Source organism: Streptomyces sp. NPDC001663 (assembly GCF_042893105.1).
Classification (GTDB): domain Bacteria; phylum Actinomycetota; class Actinomycetes; order Streptomycetales; family Streptomycetaceae; genus Streptomyces.
This window is the reverse complement of record NZ_JBIAUR010000008.1, coordinates 283,983-296,796: the sequence shown is the minus strand read 5'-3', so window position 1 is coordinate 296,796 and position 12,814 is coordinate 283,983. Positions and strand designations below refer to the sequence as shown.

Annotated in this window: 14 protein-coding genes; 6 read left to right on the top strand and 8 right to left on the bottom strand. The window is 71.4% G+C overall.

Translation table 11 applies throughout. From position 1 onward, the window contains the following. Nucleotides 1–38: 38 nt before the first annotated feature. The gene (locus tag ACFY1L_RS26525; RefSeq protein ID WP_388829168.1) at nt 39–833 is read right to left on the bottom strand and encodes an adenosylcobinamide-GDP ribazoletransferase; all 795 of its coding nucleotides are present in this window, start codon (nt 831–833) and stop codon (nt 39–41) included. Nucleotides 834–893: 60 nt separating this feature from the next. Here ACFY1L_RS26525 and ACFY1L_RS26520 point away from each other — a divergent pair, with 60 nt between their 5' ends. Next, nucleotides 894–1,655, top strand: coding sequence for a hypothetical protein (locus tag ACFY1L_RS26520; protein ID WP_388829165.1), 762 nt, complete (start codon nt 894–896; stop codon nt 1,653–1,655). On the opposite strand, the gene ACFY1L_RS26515 is transcribed toward ACFY1L_RS26520, so the two are convergent. From ACFY1L_RS26515 to cobT, 3 genes are all read right to left on the bottom strand, one after another. Further along, nucleotides 1,598–2,299 (bottom strand): hypothetical protein, encoded by a 702-nt coding sequence (locus tag ACFY1L_RS26515; protein WP_388829162.1) that lies wholly within the window; start codon nt 2,297–2,299, stop codon nt 1,598–1,600. The two genes, ACFY1L_RS26520 and ACFY1L_RS26515, sit on opposite strands and share 58 nt — an antisense overlap. 24 nt (nt 2,300–2,323) lie before the next feature. Further along, complete coding sequence (locus ACFY1L_RS26510) at nt 2,324–4,120, bottom strand: phosphatidylglycerol lysyltransferase domain-containing protein (RefSeq protein WP_388829159.1); 1,797 nt, start codon at nt 4,118–4,120, stop codon at nt 2,324–2,326. Nucleotides 4,121–4,202: 82 nt separating this feature from the next. After that, the gene (gene cobT, locus ACFY1L_RS26505) at nt 4,203–5,303 is read right to left on the bottom strand and encodes a nicotinate-nucleotide--dimethylbenzimidazole phosphoribosyltransferase (protein WP_388829156.1); all 1,101 of its coding nucleotides are present in this window, start codon (nt 5,301–5,303) and stop codon (nt 4,203–4,205) included. Between the two features lie 137 nt (nt 5,304–5,440). Between cobT and ACFY1L_RS26500 the strand changes: the two genes are divergently transcribed. After that, entirely contained in the window at nt 5,441–5,974 is a 534-nt protein-coding gene (locus tag ACFY1L_RS26500; RefSeq protein WP_388829153.1) for a class I SAM-dependent methyltransferase, read from the top strand. Here ACFY1L_RS26500 and ACFY1L_RS26495 read toward each other — a convergent pair. Further along, nucleotides 5,963–7,165, bottom strand: a complete 1,203-nt coding sequence (locus ACFY1L_RS26495; protein ID WP_388829150.1) for a bifunctional adenosylcobinamide kinase/adenosylcobinamide-phosphate guanylyltransferase — start codon at nt 7,163–7,165, stop codon at nt 5,963–5,965. The genes ACFY1L_RS26500 and ACFY1L_RS26495 overlap by 12 nt on opposite strands. 113 nt (nt 7,166–7,278) lie before the next feature. On the opposite strand from ACFY1L_RS26495, the gene ACFY1L_RS26490 reads away from it, so the two are divergent. Further along, nucleotides 7,279–7,491, top strand: coding sequence for a hypothetical protein (locus ACFY1L_RS26490; protein WP_361256597.1), 213 nt, complete (start codon nt 7,279–7,281; stop codon nt 7,489–7,491). 35 nt (nt 7,492–7,526) lie between these two features. Here ACFY1L_RS26490 and ACFY1L_RS26485 read toward each other — a convergent pair whose 3' ends face one another. The 3 genes from ACFY1L_RS26485 to ACFY1L_RS26475 form a co-directional block, all read right to left on the bottom strand. Continuing rightward, entirely contained in the window at nt 7,527–8,606 is a 1,080-nt protein-coding gene (locus ACFY1L_RS26485) for a S1C family serine protease (RefSeq protein ID WP_388829147.1), read from the bottom strand. A gap of 79 nt (nt 8,607–8,685) precedes the next feature. Further along, nucleotides 8,686–9,387, bottom strand: a complete 702-nt coding sequence (locus ACFY1L_RS26480) for a class I SAM-dependent methyltransferase (RefSeq protein WP_388829872.1) — start codon at nt 9,385–9,387, stop codon at nt 8,686–8,688. A gap of 83 nt (nt 9,388–9,470) precedes the next feature. Beyond that, entirely contained in the window at nt 9,471–10,142 is a 672-nt protein-coding gene (locus ACFY1L_RS26475; protein ID WP_388829144.1) for a DUF3043 domain-containing protein, read from the bottom strand. 218 nt (nt 10,143–10,360) lie between these two features. Between ACFY1L_RS26475 and ACFY1L_RS26470 the strand changes: the two genes are divergently transcribed. The 3 genes from ACFY1L_RS26470 (at nt 10,361) to ACFY1L_RS26460 (ending at nt 12,753) form a co-directional block, all read left to right on the top strand. Continuing rightward, a complete protein-coding gene (locus tag ACFY1L_RS26470; RefSeq protein ID WP_388829870.1) occupies nt 10,361–11,125 on the top strand; it encodes a PspA/IM30 family protein in 765 nt (254 codons plus the stop codon). 31 nt (nt 11,126–11,156) lie between these two features. Next, complete coding sequence (locus tag ACFY1L_RS26465; protein WP_388829867.1) at nt 11,157–11,435, top strand: hypothetical protein; 279 nt, start codon at nt 11,157–11,159, stop codon at nt 11,433–11,435. Between the two features lie 103 nt (nt 11,436–11,538). Then, nucleotides 11,539–12,753 carry a sensor histidine kinase gene (locus ACFY1L_RS26460; RefSeq protein ID WP_388829864.1) on the top strand — a complete coding sequence of 405 codons (1,215 nt, stop codon included), beginning with the start codon at nt 11,539–11,541 and terminating at the stop codon, nt 12,751–12,753. Nucleotides 12,754–12,814 lie beyond the last annotated feature (61 nt).

Here is a 12,814-nt window from a genome sequence, read left to right as displayed (position 1 = left end):
CCCGATCACGATCATTTGTCCGTGTACGGCGGAAGAGACTACTGCCCCAGCGAAAGCACGATGAGCGAAACCGTCGCAGCCGTCTCGGCCAGCCCGCCGAACACATCGCCGGTCACCCCGCCGAAGCGGCGCGTGCAGTGGCGCAGGAGGAGTTCGGCCACGGCGACAGAGGCGATCACCGCCGCCGCCGTACGGACGATGTCGTACGTCCCCACGAGCGCACCCCCGGCCGCGGCCGCCCCGGTCACGAGAACCGCCGCGAGCCCCGCCGCCCGTACCGGAACCACGCCCGCGACCGCCGCCCCCAGCCCCTCCGGACGGGCGGCCGGCACGCCCGCCCGGGCGGCCAGGGTGAGCGCGAGGCGGGCGGCGGCCGCCGAGACGACGGCGGCGAGCGCGCCCCGGGCCCACGAGTCGCCGTAGGCCTGAGCGAGTGCGGCCACCTGGGCGAGCAGGACCAGGACGAGGGTGATCACCCCGAACGGCCCGATGTCCGACTGCTTCATGATCCGCAGCGCGTCCTCGGCGGGCTTGCCGCTGCCGAGCCCGTCCGCGGCGTCCGCGAGCCCGTCGAGGTGCAGACCACGGGTGAGCGCGGCGGGTACGGCGGCGGAGGCGACGGCGGCGAGCAGCGGGCCCGCGCCCAGTGCCAGCAGCAGTACGCCGACCAGGGCCGCGCACCCGCCGACGGCCAGCCCGGCGAGCGGGGCGCAGAGCATGCCGCCGCGGGCCGCGTCCCGGTCCCAGCGGGTCACCTTCACCGGGAGCACGGTGAGAGTGCCGAAGGCGAAGCGAAGGCCGTCCGGCCAGGGGGTCTTGGAGGGTTCGGGCACCGGCGCAGGTTACCCGGCGGTTGCCAGGAGAGCGGCGGCCTCCGTGGATAAAGTGCGCTTATGGGACATTGGCTTCAGCGCAACGTCATCGAACCGGGCAAACTGCCGTTGCTGCTCGCCCTCACCGCGTTCGTGCTGACGTTCCTCATCACCCGGCTCATCACCCGCCTCATCCGGGCGGGCAAGGGGCCCTTCGGCAACGTCAAGGCGGGCGGGGTGCACATCCACCACGTGGTGCCCGGCGTCGTCCTCACCGTCCTCGGCGGCTTCGGGGCGGTCGCCAGCAGCCGGTACGGGTTCGGTGCGGCCGTCTTCGCGGTCGTCTTCGGCATGGGCGCGGGCCTGGTCCTCGACGAGTTCGCGCTGATCCTGCATCTCGACGACGTCTACTGGAGCGAGGAGGGCCGCAAGAGCGTCGAGGTCGTGGTGCTCACGGCGGCCCTGGTGGGGCTGATGCTGGCGGGCTTCTCGCCGTTCGGGGTCAACGACATGACCCAGGACGAGCTGCAGGACCGCGGCAGCGTGATCTCGACCGTCGTGGTCAACTTCCTGTTCTCGCTGGCCGTCCTGAGCAAGGGCAAGGCCCGGATGGCGATCTTCAGCGTGATCATTCCGTTCATCGGCCTGATCGGCTTCGTCCGGCTGGCCCGCCCCGCCTCGCCGTGGGCCAGACGCTTCTACCGCCGCCGCCCGCGCGCCCGCGCCAGGGCCACCCTGCGCGCCTACCACCACGACAAGCGATGGGCCGGACCGCGCCGCAAGTTTCAGGATCTGCTCGGCGGAAAGCCCGATCCCGAGCTGAACCGCGCCATCGGCCGGTGACGGTGCCGTAGCGCGGAGATCAGGCACAGCACGCCCACCGCCGCGATCGCCGCCATGTGCTCCTTGCCGGCGAGGTTTCCCTTCAGCAGCACCTCGACCGCCATCGCCGCCGTCACCGCACACGCCGTGACGTACGCGCCGTAGCGCCACCCGAGGAACACGGCGAGGCCCACCACGGCCGCCGACGGCCCGGTGTCCACGACCCGGGCGTCCCCCGAGGGCAGCCCGAAGGGGTTGTCGAAGCCCAGCCAGATGCCCAGGCGCGCGTACAGGGTCCCGGCGAGGGTGGCGGCGTAGGCGATGACGAGCGTGCGCCAGCGGCCGAGGCAGATCTCCGCGATCCCGAACACGAACAGGATCTGTGCGAGCGCACCCCAGACGGGGAGGTCCAGCGCCGGGACGAACAGCGACAGGGGGGTGCGCAGGAGCGCCAGCCACAGCGGGTCCTCGGCCCGGACCGCCCCGATGTTCTGTACGAACTGGTAGCCCCACGACTGGTTCTGCACGATCTGGATGACCGCCGTCAGGACCACCGCCCCGAGGGTCATCGGGATCGCCCGCCAGCGCCGCTTGACCAGGGGCTCCCGCACCGTGACGTACAGGAGTCCCCATTCGGCGCGGGCCCAGCGGGCGAGCCTCTTCATCCGGTGGTCCTCATCCGGCGGTCCTCATCTGTGCGTTTCCAGGTGCTTGCGGTGCAGCCACTTCGGCAGCCCCGGCGCCTCCAGGAACCCCTCGGCGCGCGCCGACGCGATGCCGATGCGCGGCAGGTCCGCGCTCTTCTCGAAGAGCAGGAAGCGCGGCTCCCAGATGGGCCGGTACTTGGCGTTGGCGCGGTACAGCGACTCGATCTGCCACCAGCGCGAGAAGAAGCTGAGCAGTGAGCGCCACAGCCTCAGCACCGGCCCGGCACCAAGACGTGCGCCACGTTCAAAGACCGAACGGAACATGGCGAAGTTGAGTGACACCTGGGTGATCTTGATCTCTGCGGCACGGCGCAGGAGTTCGATCACCATGAACTCCATCAGCCCGTTGTCGGAGTCGCGGTCGCGCCGCATGAGGTCGAGCGAGAGCCCGCCCGGCCCCCACGGCACGAAGGAGAGCAGCGCCCTCAACTCGCCGTCGCCGTCGCTGCATTCGAGCATCACGCACTGCCCGTCCTCGGGGTCCCCGAGCCGCCCCAGCGCCATGCTGAACCCGCGCTCGGTGGCCCCGTCGCGCCAGTCGTCCGCCCGCTTCAGCAGATACGCCATCTCGTCGGCCGGAATGTCCTCGTGCCGTCGGATGCGCACGGTGTACCCGGCCCGCTTCACCCGGTTGTAGGCCTGCCGCACGGTGCGCATGGCACGTCCTTCGAGGGTGAACTCGGCGACCTCGACCAGGGCCTCGTCGCCGAGCTCCAGCGCGTCCAGACCGTGCCGCGCGTACACGGTCCCGGCCTCCTCGCTCGCCCCCATCACCGCCGGGATCCACCCGTGGGCGCGCGCCTCGGCCAGCCATGGCTCGATGGCACCGGGCCAGGCCTCCAGGTCGCCGATCGGATCACCGGAGGCCAGTGAGACACCCCCCACGACCCGGTACGCCACGGCCGCCTTCCCGGTCGGCGACCACACGACGCTCTTCTCCCGCCGCAGCGAGAAGTACCCGAGCGAGTCCCGCTCGCCGTGCCGCTCCAGCAGCGCCCGCAACTGCTTCTCGTCGTCCTCGGTGAGCGGGTCGACGGCGCGCCGGGAACGGAAGGCGGCGTAGAACACGGCGAGGACGATGAGCGTGCTGAGCACGTTGATGGCGACGTTGACCCAGTTGGGCGCGTCGACGCCGGGGAAGTGGGACTCGTCGACGGCGACCGAGACCAGGCGGAAGGTGCCGTAGCGCCAGCGCTCTGGGAACGTCGAACGGGCCGCGTCCGGCGCCTGGTTGGTGACCGTCACCAGCAGCGCGGCCAGCAGCGAGGCGACCAGCGTGCTGCCCACCGCGACGGCCGCGGCGAGCCTCGGGTTCGAGCGGTCGCCCTTGGCGTAGAACTCGCGCCGCCCGACCAGCAGTGCGGCGAGGAAGGCGGCGGTCAGGCCGAGGGAGATCCAGTTCTGGGCGTACTGCCGGATCTCCGCGAACGTCATGGCGAAGGCGAACAGCGCGAGGAAGGGGCCCGCGAGGGCGAGGTTCAGGATCCATGCGGCGCGCTTGCGGCGCCGCATGGTGATGGCGAGGAACGCCGTGAACACACCGGAGGCGAAGCCGGCCGTCAGCAGGTACGGCGTGAAGAAGTTCTCCTGGTTGTGCCGTCGCACGTCCTGCCCCAGGGAGACCCATACGGCGCTCAGGAAGTTGACGAACGCGACGGCTCGCAGGTACCAGACGGCGAAGGCGGCGGCCCGCCGCGAGGCGGTGGTGGACGGACGGGCCTGCTCACCCGGCGGTGCCGGGGTGCGTACCTGCGGGGCGTCAATTCGGGCATCTCCCATGAGAGGGGATCATATGGGGGATGCCCTGGCCAACCACTCCATCTTTCGGCTGGGGTCGGTCGACTTCCGACCCTTCTCCGGCCTACTCGGTGTCTTCCTTTTCTTCTTTCTCTTCCTTCTCCGGTTCCTCCACGGCCTGCGGCTTCTCGGGCAACTCGGCGGCCAGCGCGGCCGCGGCCTGCACCAGCGGCAGCGCCAGCAGGGCGCCCGCGCCCTCGCCCACGGTCACCCCGTGCGAGAGCAGCGGCTCCAGGGCCATCCGGTCCAGGGCCTTCGCCTGTCCGGGCTCGCCGCTGTCGTGCGCGGCCAGCCACCAGTCCGGCGCCCGGAACGCGATCCGCTGGCCCACCAGCGCACACGCGGCCACCACGACCCCGTCCAGGATCACCGGCGTCTTGCGCACCGCGCTCTGCAGCAGGAATCCGGTGATCGCGGCGACGTCGGCGCCGCCCACGGTCGCCAGCAGCTGCAGCTGGTCCCCGAGCACCGGCCGGGCCCGGCGCAGCGCGTCGCGGATCGCCGCACACTTGCGCATCCACGCCAGGTCGTCGATCGCGAGCCCGCCCCGCCCGGTGACGACCGACGCGTCGGTCCCGCACAGCGCGGCGATCAGCACGCCCGCCACCGTGGTCCCGCCGACGCTGACATCACCGAGCACCACCAGATCCGTACCGGCGTCGGCCTCCTCGTCGGCCACCGCGACGCCCGCGAGGAACGCGGCCTCCGCCTCCTCGAGCGTCAGCGCGTCCTCGACGTCGATCCGCCCGCTGCCGCGCCGCACCCGGTGCCGTACGACCTCGTCGGGCAGGGTCTCGGGGTCGCAGTCCAGGGACATGTCGACGATCCGCACCGGCACGCCCAGCCGCCGGGCGAGCACCGACACCGGACGGCCGCCCTCCAGGACCTCCCGCACCAGCCGGTCCGCGGTGCCCAAAGGCTGTGCGGAGACGCCCAGTTCGGCGATTCCGTGGTCACCGGCGAAGAGCACCACCCGCGGCCGTTCGATCGGCCGCACCGGCACGGCGGACTGCGCCGCGGACAGCCACTCACCCAGGTCGTCGAGGCGGCCCAGCGACCCGGGCGGCACGACCTGACGCTCCCGGCGCGCCTCGGCGTCGCGGCGCACCCCGCCGTCGGGGCGCTCGATCAGGTCGGTGAAGTCGTCGAGATTAAGCGAGCTCATTCGCCGAACAGTACCGGCACCGATCGAACAGGACAGCGCCACATGGTCACCACGCGCGCGTGACGTCTTTGCTCCCAAGATCGAGACCCCATATGTTCCGTTTTGCAGCGGATTGTTCTACGTCTCCGGGAGCCCCCATGGAACGCCTGCGCACCCGTGTCAGCGTCCTCGACCGACAACGACGCCACCGCTCGACGGCCCGCGCGATCCACCGGCTTCTGCCCGAACCGGAGAGCTGGCTGGACGTGGGCACCGGCGACGCGCACTTCCCCGAGACGGCGAAGGAGTTCTTCCCCTACACCTCCTTCGACGGCCTCGACCCCACCACGAGCGTGGCCTACGCCCGCCATGCCGAGCGCATCGAGGAGGCGTTCACGGGACACGTGACGGACCCGCACATCACCACGATCCTGCGCGCCCGCTACGACGTCGTCTCACTGCTCCGCCACCGCTCACCCGTCCCGGACGCCGACAAGGAACTCCGCGCCGCCCTCACGGTCCTGCGCCCCGGCGGCCTCCTCCTCGTGGAGACCCCCTCGTTGCAGTCGGACGAACTCCGCACCCGACTCGACTCCCACGACTGCACGATCGTCGCGACGAGCCGGCACGTCCTGGGCCGGTTCCCGCAGACGTACCGGGTCATCGCACGCCGGGCGCCGTCAGCCCCGTAGCACCGACGCCTGTCCCGCCACCACCAGCACCACCTGCTCGCACTCCCCGGCGAACGCCGCGTTCAGTCGCCCGAGTTCATCGCGGTACCGCCGCCCGGACGCCGTGGCGGGCACGATCCCCGACCCCACCTCATTGGATACGGCGACCACGGTCCGCCGGGTCGCCCGCACCGCCTCGGTCAGCTCCCGCACCCGCTCCCTGAGGGCCCGCTCCCCGCCGTCCGCCCACTCCGCGTCGTCCCACGCCCCGACGGAGTCCATCGCGTCCGTCAGCCACAGGGACAGACAGTCGATGAGCAACGGCGGCCCCTCCGCCGCCAGCAGCGGCACCAGATCGCAGGTCTCGGCCGTACGCCACGACCCGGGCCGCCGCTCCCGGTGCACGGCGACCCGCGAGGCCCACTCCACGTCCCCGTTCCGCGAGCCGCCCGTGGCCACGTACAGCACGTCCGGGAAGGCCTCCAGCCGCCGCTCGGCCTCCACGGACTTCCCGGACCGCGCCCCGCCCAGCACCAGCGTCCGGCGCGGCACATCGGGCACGTCCTCGTACACACCGACGGTCAGCGTCGCCCCGTCCCGCACGGCCCGCGCTCCCGCGGCGGCCAGCCGGCGCCGCAACTCGGGCCCCGGCGGCACGTCATGGTCCAGATGGACGGCGACGACATCGGTGGTCGGCCCCACGGCGCCCACCGCCCGCAGCTTGGCCAGCGCGTCCGGCCGCCCCACGACATCGGCGAGCACCATGTCGTACGACTCCACGGAGCCGTTCTCCAGCCCGGCCGGCGCGCCCCCGGGCGGCAGATACAGCAGCCGCTGCCCGTTCGGCCCGGTCACCGCGTACCCGGTGCCCGGCGAGTCCATCGGCACCGCCCGCACCCGATGCCCCGTCAGCAGCGCCAACTCCCGCCCGTCCGGCACCCGCGCGGGCTGCGGCAGCCCCGCCGGCACCTCGACGGCGGGCCCGTCGTGCGGATGCGACAGCAGCACCTGCCGCACACCGCCGAGCGAGTGCCCGGCCCGCGCGGCCGCGAACGCCGCGCCCGGCGTCAGATCGAGCAGCAGGGTCCCGTCCACAAGGACGGCAGTGGCCGCCCGCGCGTCCTCGCCGAGCGCAACCGCACAGGCCGCGCAGGGACAGTCGGGGCGGGGGAGTCCCGCGGGGGCACCGGTGCCGAGCAGAGTCACTTCCACGGAAGTGATTTTCGCGTCTGAGCGCAGGTGCTGCGCATCCGACTAGTCTTCACGCAGGAGCCGGACCAAGATCCGGCTTCTGTTTTGCAGGTGTTCGGACACGGGAGGCCTACATGGCGGCATGGACGTGGCGGTTCGAGAAGTCCGACGGGGCGGAGGTCCCGCCCGCGGTGCAGCCCGAGGAGTTCACCACACAGGGCGACGCCGAGTCCTGGATCGGGGAGCACTGGAAGGCCCTGCAGGACGGCGGCGCCGACCAGGTACGGCTGTACGAGGACTCCACGGAGATCTACGGGCCGATGAGCCTGCACGCCGAAGAGGCGTAACCCGCACGGAGGGGGCGGTGCGAGCCGCCCCCTGCTCACTGCTCGCCCAGCGTCACGTCGGCCTTCGTCTCACTGCCGTTGCGTGTGTACGTCACCGTCGTCCTGTCCCCCGGGCTGTCCGCGGCCAGCGCCTCGGACAGGGACGTGATCGTGGTGATGTCCGTGTTTCCCAGCCCGGTGATGACATCCCCGGCCTGGATGCCCGCCTTGTCGGCCGCCCCGCCGCTCTTCACCGAGACCACGGCCACCCCGGCGGGCTGGAAGCTGTCGTCGACGACCGTACGGCCGGTGATGCCGAGCGCGGCCCGGCCCGAGTCGGTGACCCTGCCGTTCTTGATGATCTGGTCGGCGACCGTCTTCACCATCGACGAGGGGATCGCGAACCCGATGCCGGGCGCCGCACTGCCCCCGAAGTTCGGGTCGGTGGCGGCGAGTGTCGGAATGCCGACGATCTGCCCGTCGAGGTTGACCAGGGCGCCGCCGCTGTTGCCGGGGTTGATGGCCGCGGACGTCTGCACCATGTTCCCGATGGTCGCCCCCGTGCCGCCGTCCGAACTGCCCTCGGTGACGGTCCGTCCGGTCGCCGACACGATCCCCTGCGTCACGCTGGAGGAGAGCCCGAGCGGCGAGCCCATCGCCAGCACGATCTGCCCGACCATGACCTTCGACGAGTCCGCGACGGTCGCCGCCTTCAGCCCGTCCGGAATCCTGTCCAGCTTGACGACCGCGAGGTCCTGCTCCGGGTACGAGAAGACGAGCTTGGCCGTGAACGTGTCCTCGCTGCCTGCCGTCGTCACCTTGAAGGTCTTCTCGTCGCCGACCACGTGCGCGTTGGTGACGATGTGCCCCTTGTCGTCGTACACGATCCCCGACCCCAGATCGTTGCTGGCCTGGATCTGGACGACCGACGGCAGAACGTCCTTGATCACTCTCTGGTAGTCGCTCTGCAGGTCGTTGCCCGACATCGGAACGGCGGCCTGCGCGGCCTGCGTCGTCGACTTCTCCTTGGTCGAGGAGGGACCGGAGCCGGAGCAGCCGGTGACGAGCGCGAGCGTGCAGAAGAGCGCGGCCACGGGCACGAGCAGCCGCAGGCCACGGATACGGGAAACATCCATGCCCCGAGTCTGACTTCGGGTCGAATGTCCGGCTTGTGGTGCGCGCCCGAATGGGCTCAGCCGCGCACTCCACACAGCTTCAGCCGCGCACTCCGCACAGATGCAGCAGCGCCGCGACCGACCGGTACGGATCCGTCCGCCCGGCCCGCTCCTCGGCCGCGAGCAGTGTCTCCGCGTCGGCCGGGGTCTCCGCGTCGTCCGTCGCCGTGTCCGTGAACACCCGCACCCCGTACCAGGCGTGCAGCGGCGCGCCGATCCCGGCGAGCGTCGCGGTCAGGGTCGCCAGCCGGTCGGCCCGGACGTCGAGGCCCAGCCGGTTGGTGTACGAGACGGTGTCGAAGGCGCCCAGCGCGCCGGCCCAGTCGCCGGACAGGCCCGGCCGCATCGCGAGCGCGTCGGCGTTGCGGACCAGCAGCGAGAGCAGCCCGCCGTGGGCGAGCATCCGGGCGAGCCCGGCCAGCAGGGGGTCCGGCTCCTCGACGTACATGAGTACGCCGTGGCAGAGCACGACGTCGAAGCTGCCGGGCAGGAAGTGGACCCCGGTGTCGCGTCCGTCGCCCTCGACGATCCGCACCCGCTCGCGGATGCCCTCGGGTTCACCGGACAGCGCCTCACGCGCCGCCGCGACCATCTTCGGGTCCTGCTCGACACCGGTCACCTGATGCCCGGCCCGGGCCAGCCGCAGCGCCTGCGTGCCCTGGCCCATCCCGACATCGAGCACCCGCAGCCGCTGCCCGACCGGGAACCGCGCCACGATCTGCTCGTCGAGCTGCCGCGCCACCAGCTCCTGCCGTACGGCATTGCGCAGACCGCCCAACCTGCTCAGCCAGGCATCCGCCGCGCCCCCGGAGAAAGACGTCGTGCTCAGGGCCGCTCTCCGCGCTTGACCTGCGGCTTCGGCAGCCGGAGCCTACGCATCTGGAGGGAACGCATCAGGCCGTAGGCGACGGCACCCTTGCGGTTCTGGTCGGGGAAGCGCTCGGCGAGCCGCTTCTTCAGACGGAAACCGGTGACGAACGCGTCGAGCACGATGAGCACGATCACGACGAGCCACAGCAGCAGCGCGATGTTCTGCAGCGACGCCACCCGCACCACGCTGAGCACGAGGATGACCACGGCCATGGGCAGGAAGAACTCCGCCACGTTGAACCGCGAGTCGATGAAGTCACGCGCGAACTTGCGGACCGGGCCCTTGTCGCGGGCGGGCAGGTACCGCTCGTCACCGCCGGCCAGCGCCTGGCGCTGCCGGTCCAGCGCGGCACGGCGCTCCTCGCGCTGACGCTTGGAGGCGTCCTTGCGCGTCATCGACGTGTTGGCCACGCTGCGGCGCTGGGACTGGGCCTCACTGCGTTTCGGCGTGGGGCGGCCCTTCTTGGCCTCGGGGTGACGGGACTCGTTGGAGTCGGTCACCGGCACCTTGTCGGTGGGGACCTTCTCATCTTTGGAACGGCTACGGAACACAAAACCCAAGGGTACGGGGTGCCCGGGGTTGGACCCCAGTCCGGCGGGGAACGATCCGGCAACACCAGTCGTCATGTAAGGGACAGAGGGGGCGCTTTCCCCAGGGGAGCACCTACTCCCTACGCCGGAGCGGGGCCGGACGCAGTCGTCCTTGGGGATGAGCGCATCCGTCCCGGAACAGTGCGTCAATGGATGCAGGGCCCGTACTGTGGGTTCTGTCGCAGAGCTGGAGCTGGAAGTCCGTCAGAAGGGGGCGCGCGAAGCCCATGAGCGGTGTCATGAAGCGTATGGGGATGATCTTCCGCGCGAAGGCGAACAAGGCCCTTGACCGGGCCGAGGACCCGCGCGAGACCCTCGACTACTCGTACCAGAAGCAGCTGGAGCTGCTCCAGAAGGTCCGCCGCGGCGTCGCCGACGTGGCGACCTCCCGCAAGCGCCTGGAGCTCCAGCTCAACCAGCTGCAGTCGCAGTCCACGAAGCTGGAGGACCAGGGCCGCAAGGCGCTCGCGCTGGGCCGTGAGGACCTGGCCCGCGAGGCGCTCTCCCGCCGCGCCGCCCTCCAGCAGCAGGTGACGGACCTGGAGACGCAGCACGCGACGCTGCAGGGCGAGGAGGAGAAGCTCACCCTGGCGGCCCAGCGCCTGCAGGCCAAGGTCGACGCCTTCCGTACGAAGAAGGAGACCATCAAGGCCACGTACACCGCGGCCCAGGCCCAGACCCGCATCGGCGAGGCCTTCTCCGGCATCTCGGAGGAGATGGGCGACGTCGGCCTGGCGATCCAGCGTGCCGAGGACAAGACGGCGCAGCTCCAGGCCCGGGCCGGCGCGATCGACGAACTGCTCGCCTCGGGCGCCCTGGACGACCATTCCGGGATGCACAAGGACGAGATCCAGGCCGAGCTGGATCGGATCTCCGGTGGTACGGATGTAGAGCTGGAACTGCAGCGCATGAAGGCGGAGCTCGCCGGAGGATCGCCCCAGCAGGCGATCGAGGGCGGCACGGGCGAGTCGCAGTCCCAGCAGCAGCCGAAGGACACCCCGCGCTTCGACAAGCAGTAGGGGCCACGCCTAGGAGGCCGACATGGGCGACATGATCGTAAGGATCATGGGGGAGGGCCAGATGAGGCTGGCGGACAGCCACCTCACCGAACTGAACAAACTGGACGACGAGCTCCTCCAGGAAATGCAGAACGGCGACGGCCCCGGCTTCCGCCGCACCCTGACGGCCCTCCTCTCCAAGGTCCGCGAACTCGGCACTCCCTTGCCGGACGACTCCCTGGAACCGTCGGAACTCATCCTGCCGTCGGCCGACGCGACGCTGGAGGAGGTCCGGGAGCTGCTGAGCGACGACGGCCTGATTCCCGGGTGACGGGGGCCGGGGGCTGCAAGCCCCCGGTCAACGGCGCGCCAAGGTACGGCTACCACCAGTTCCGGCCCGGACAGGCGCACCGTACTGTTCAGATGTGAGCGGCATGCTAGAACGCACCAGATGTCGCCTGAAGGCGCACCCCCTCGCGCTGGACGCGACCCTGGCGGCCGGCGTCCTCGCCTGCATGGTGGCCGGCTCCTTCGTGGACCCGCACGGCAAGGACGGCGTCACCTGGGGCGTCCGCACCCCCGACGTCCTCGCCCTCGTGCTCATGGCCCTCGGCGCCCTCGCCCTGGTCTTCCGCCGCCGCGCCCCCAGGACGGTCCTCGCCCTCACCGGCACCGTCTCCCTCGTGGAGTGCGTCGTCGGCGACCCCCGCGCCCCCGTCGCGATGTCCGCCGTCATCGCCCTCTACACCGTCGCCTCCACCACCGACCGCCCCACCACCTGGCGCCTCGGCCTGCTCACCATGACGGTCCTCACCGGCGCCTCCATGCTGTTCGGCCCGCTTCCCTGGTACGCCCAGGAGAACCTCGCCATCTTCGCCTGGACCGGCATCGGCGCGACCGCAGGGGATGCGGTACGAAGCCGCAGAGCCGTCGTCCAGGCCATCCGCGAACGCGCCGAGCGGGCCGAGCGCACCCGCGAGGAGGAGGCCCGCCGCCGGGTCGCCGAGGAGCGGCTCCGTATCGCCCGCGACCTGCACGACGTCGTCGCCCACCACATCGCGCTCGTCAACGTGCAGGCCGGAGTCGCCGCGCACGTCATGGACAAGCGCCCCGACCAGGCCAAGGAAGCCCTCGCCCACGTCCGCGAGGCCAGCCGCTCCGCGCTCAACGAACTGCGCGCCACCGTCGGCCTGTTGCGCCAGTCCGGCGACCCCGAGGCCCCCACCGAACCCGCCCCCGGCCTCGACCGCCTCGACGAACTCGTCGGCACCTTCCGCAGCGCCGGCCTGCACGTCGAGGTCGCCCGCGCCGACCACGGCACCACCCTCCCCGCCGCCGTCGACCTGGCCGTCTACCGCGTCATCCAGGAAGCCCTCACCAACGTCCAGAAGCACGCCGGCACGGAGGCGAAGGCGGAGGTCAGCGTCGTCCGCGTCGGCCCGAACATCGAGGTCACGGTCCTGGACAACGGCACCGGCGAGGACAACGACCCCGACAACGGCGGCGGCCACGGCCTCCTCGGCATGCGCGAGCGCGTCACCGCCATTCGCGGCACCCTCACCACCGGCCCGCGCTACGGCGGCGGCTTCCGCGTCCATGCGATCCTGCCGGTCAAGACCCGCTCCCGGGCGGCGGAAGACGCCGTATGACCGACGTGCGGAACTTCCGCGCACCTCACGGTAGTTGTCGTAGGACAAGTAATTCACGCCC

Excerpts from the sequence above, each read along its gene's own strand:
- ACFY1L_RS26520 (WP_388829165.1), top strand. The coding sequence starts at position 894 with ATGGGACATTGGCTTCAGCGCAACGTCATCGAACCGGGCAAACTGCCG.
- ACFY1L_RS26515 (WP_388829162.1), bottom strand. The coding sequence starts at position 2,299 with ATGAAGAGGCTCGCCCGCTGGGCCCGCGCCGAATGGGGACTCCTGTAC.
- ACFY1L_RS26510 (WP_388829159.1), bottom strand. The coding sequence starts at position 4,120 with ATGGGAGATGCCCGAATTGACGCCCCGCAGGTACGCACCCCGGCACCG.
- cobT (WP_388829156.1), bottom strand. The coding sequence starts at position 5,303 with ATGAGCTCGCTTAATCTCGACGACTTCACCGACCTGATCGAGCGCCCC.
- ACFY1L_RS26500 (WP_388829153.1), top strand. The coding sequence starts at position 5,441 with ATGGAACGCCTGCGCACCCGTGTCAGCGTCCTCGACCGACAACGACGC.
- ACFY1L_RS26490 (WP_361256597.1), top strand. The coding sequence starts at position 7,279 with ATGGCGGCATGGACGTGGCGGTTCGAGAAGTCCGACGGGGCGGAGGTC.
- ACFY1L_RS26485 (WP_388829147.1), bottom strand. The coding sequence starts at position 8,606 with ATGGATGTTTCCCGTATCCGTGGCCTGCGGCTGCTCGTGCCCGTGGCC.
- ACFY1L_RS26475 (WP_388829144.1), bottom strand. The coding sequence starts at position 10,142 with ATGACGACTGGTGTTGCCGGATCGTTCCCCGCCGGACTGGGGTCCAAC.
- ACFY1L_RS26470 (WP_388829870.1), top strand. The coding sequence starts at position 10,361 with ATGATCTTCCGCGCGAAGGCGAACAAGGCCCTTGACCGGGCCGAGGAC.
- ACFY1L_RS26465 (WP_388829867.1), top strand. The coding sequence starts at position 11,157 with ATGATCGTAAGGATCATGGGGGAGGGCCAGATGAGGCTGGCGGACAGC.
- ACFY1L_RS26460 (WP_388829864.1), top strand. The coding sequence starts at position 11,539 with ATGCTAGAACGCACCAGATGTCGCCTGAAGGCGCACCCCCTCGCGCTG.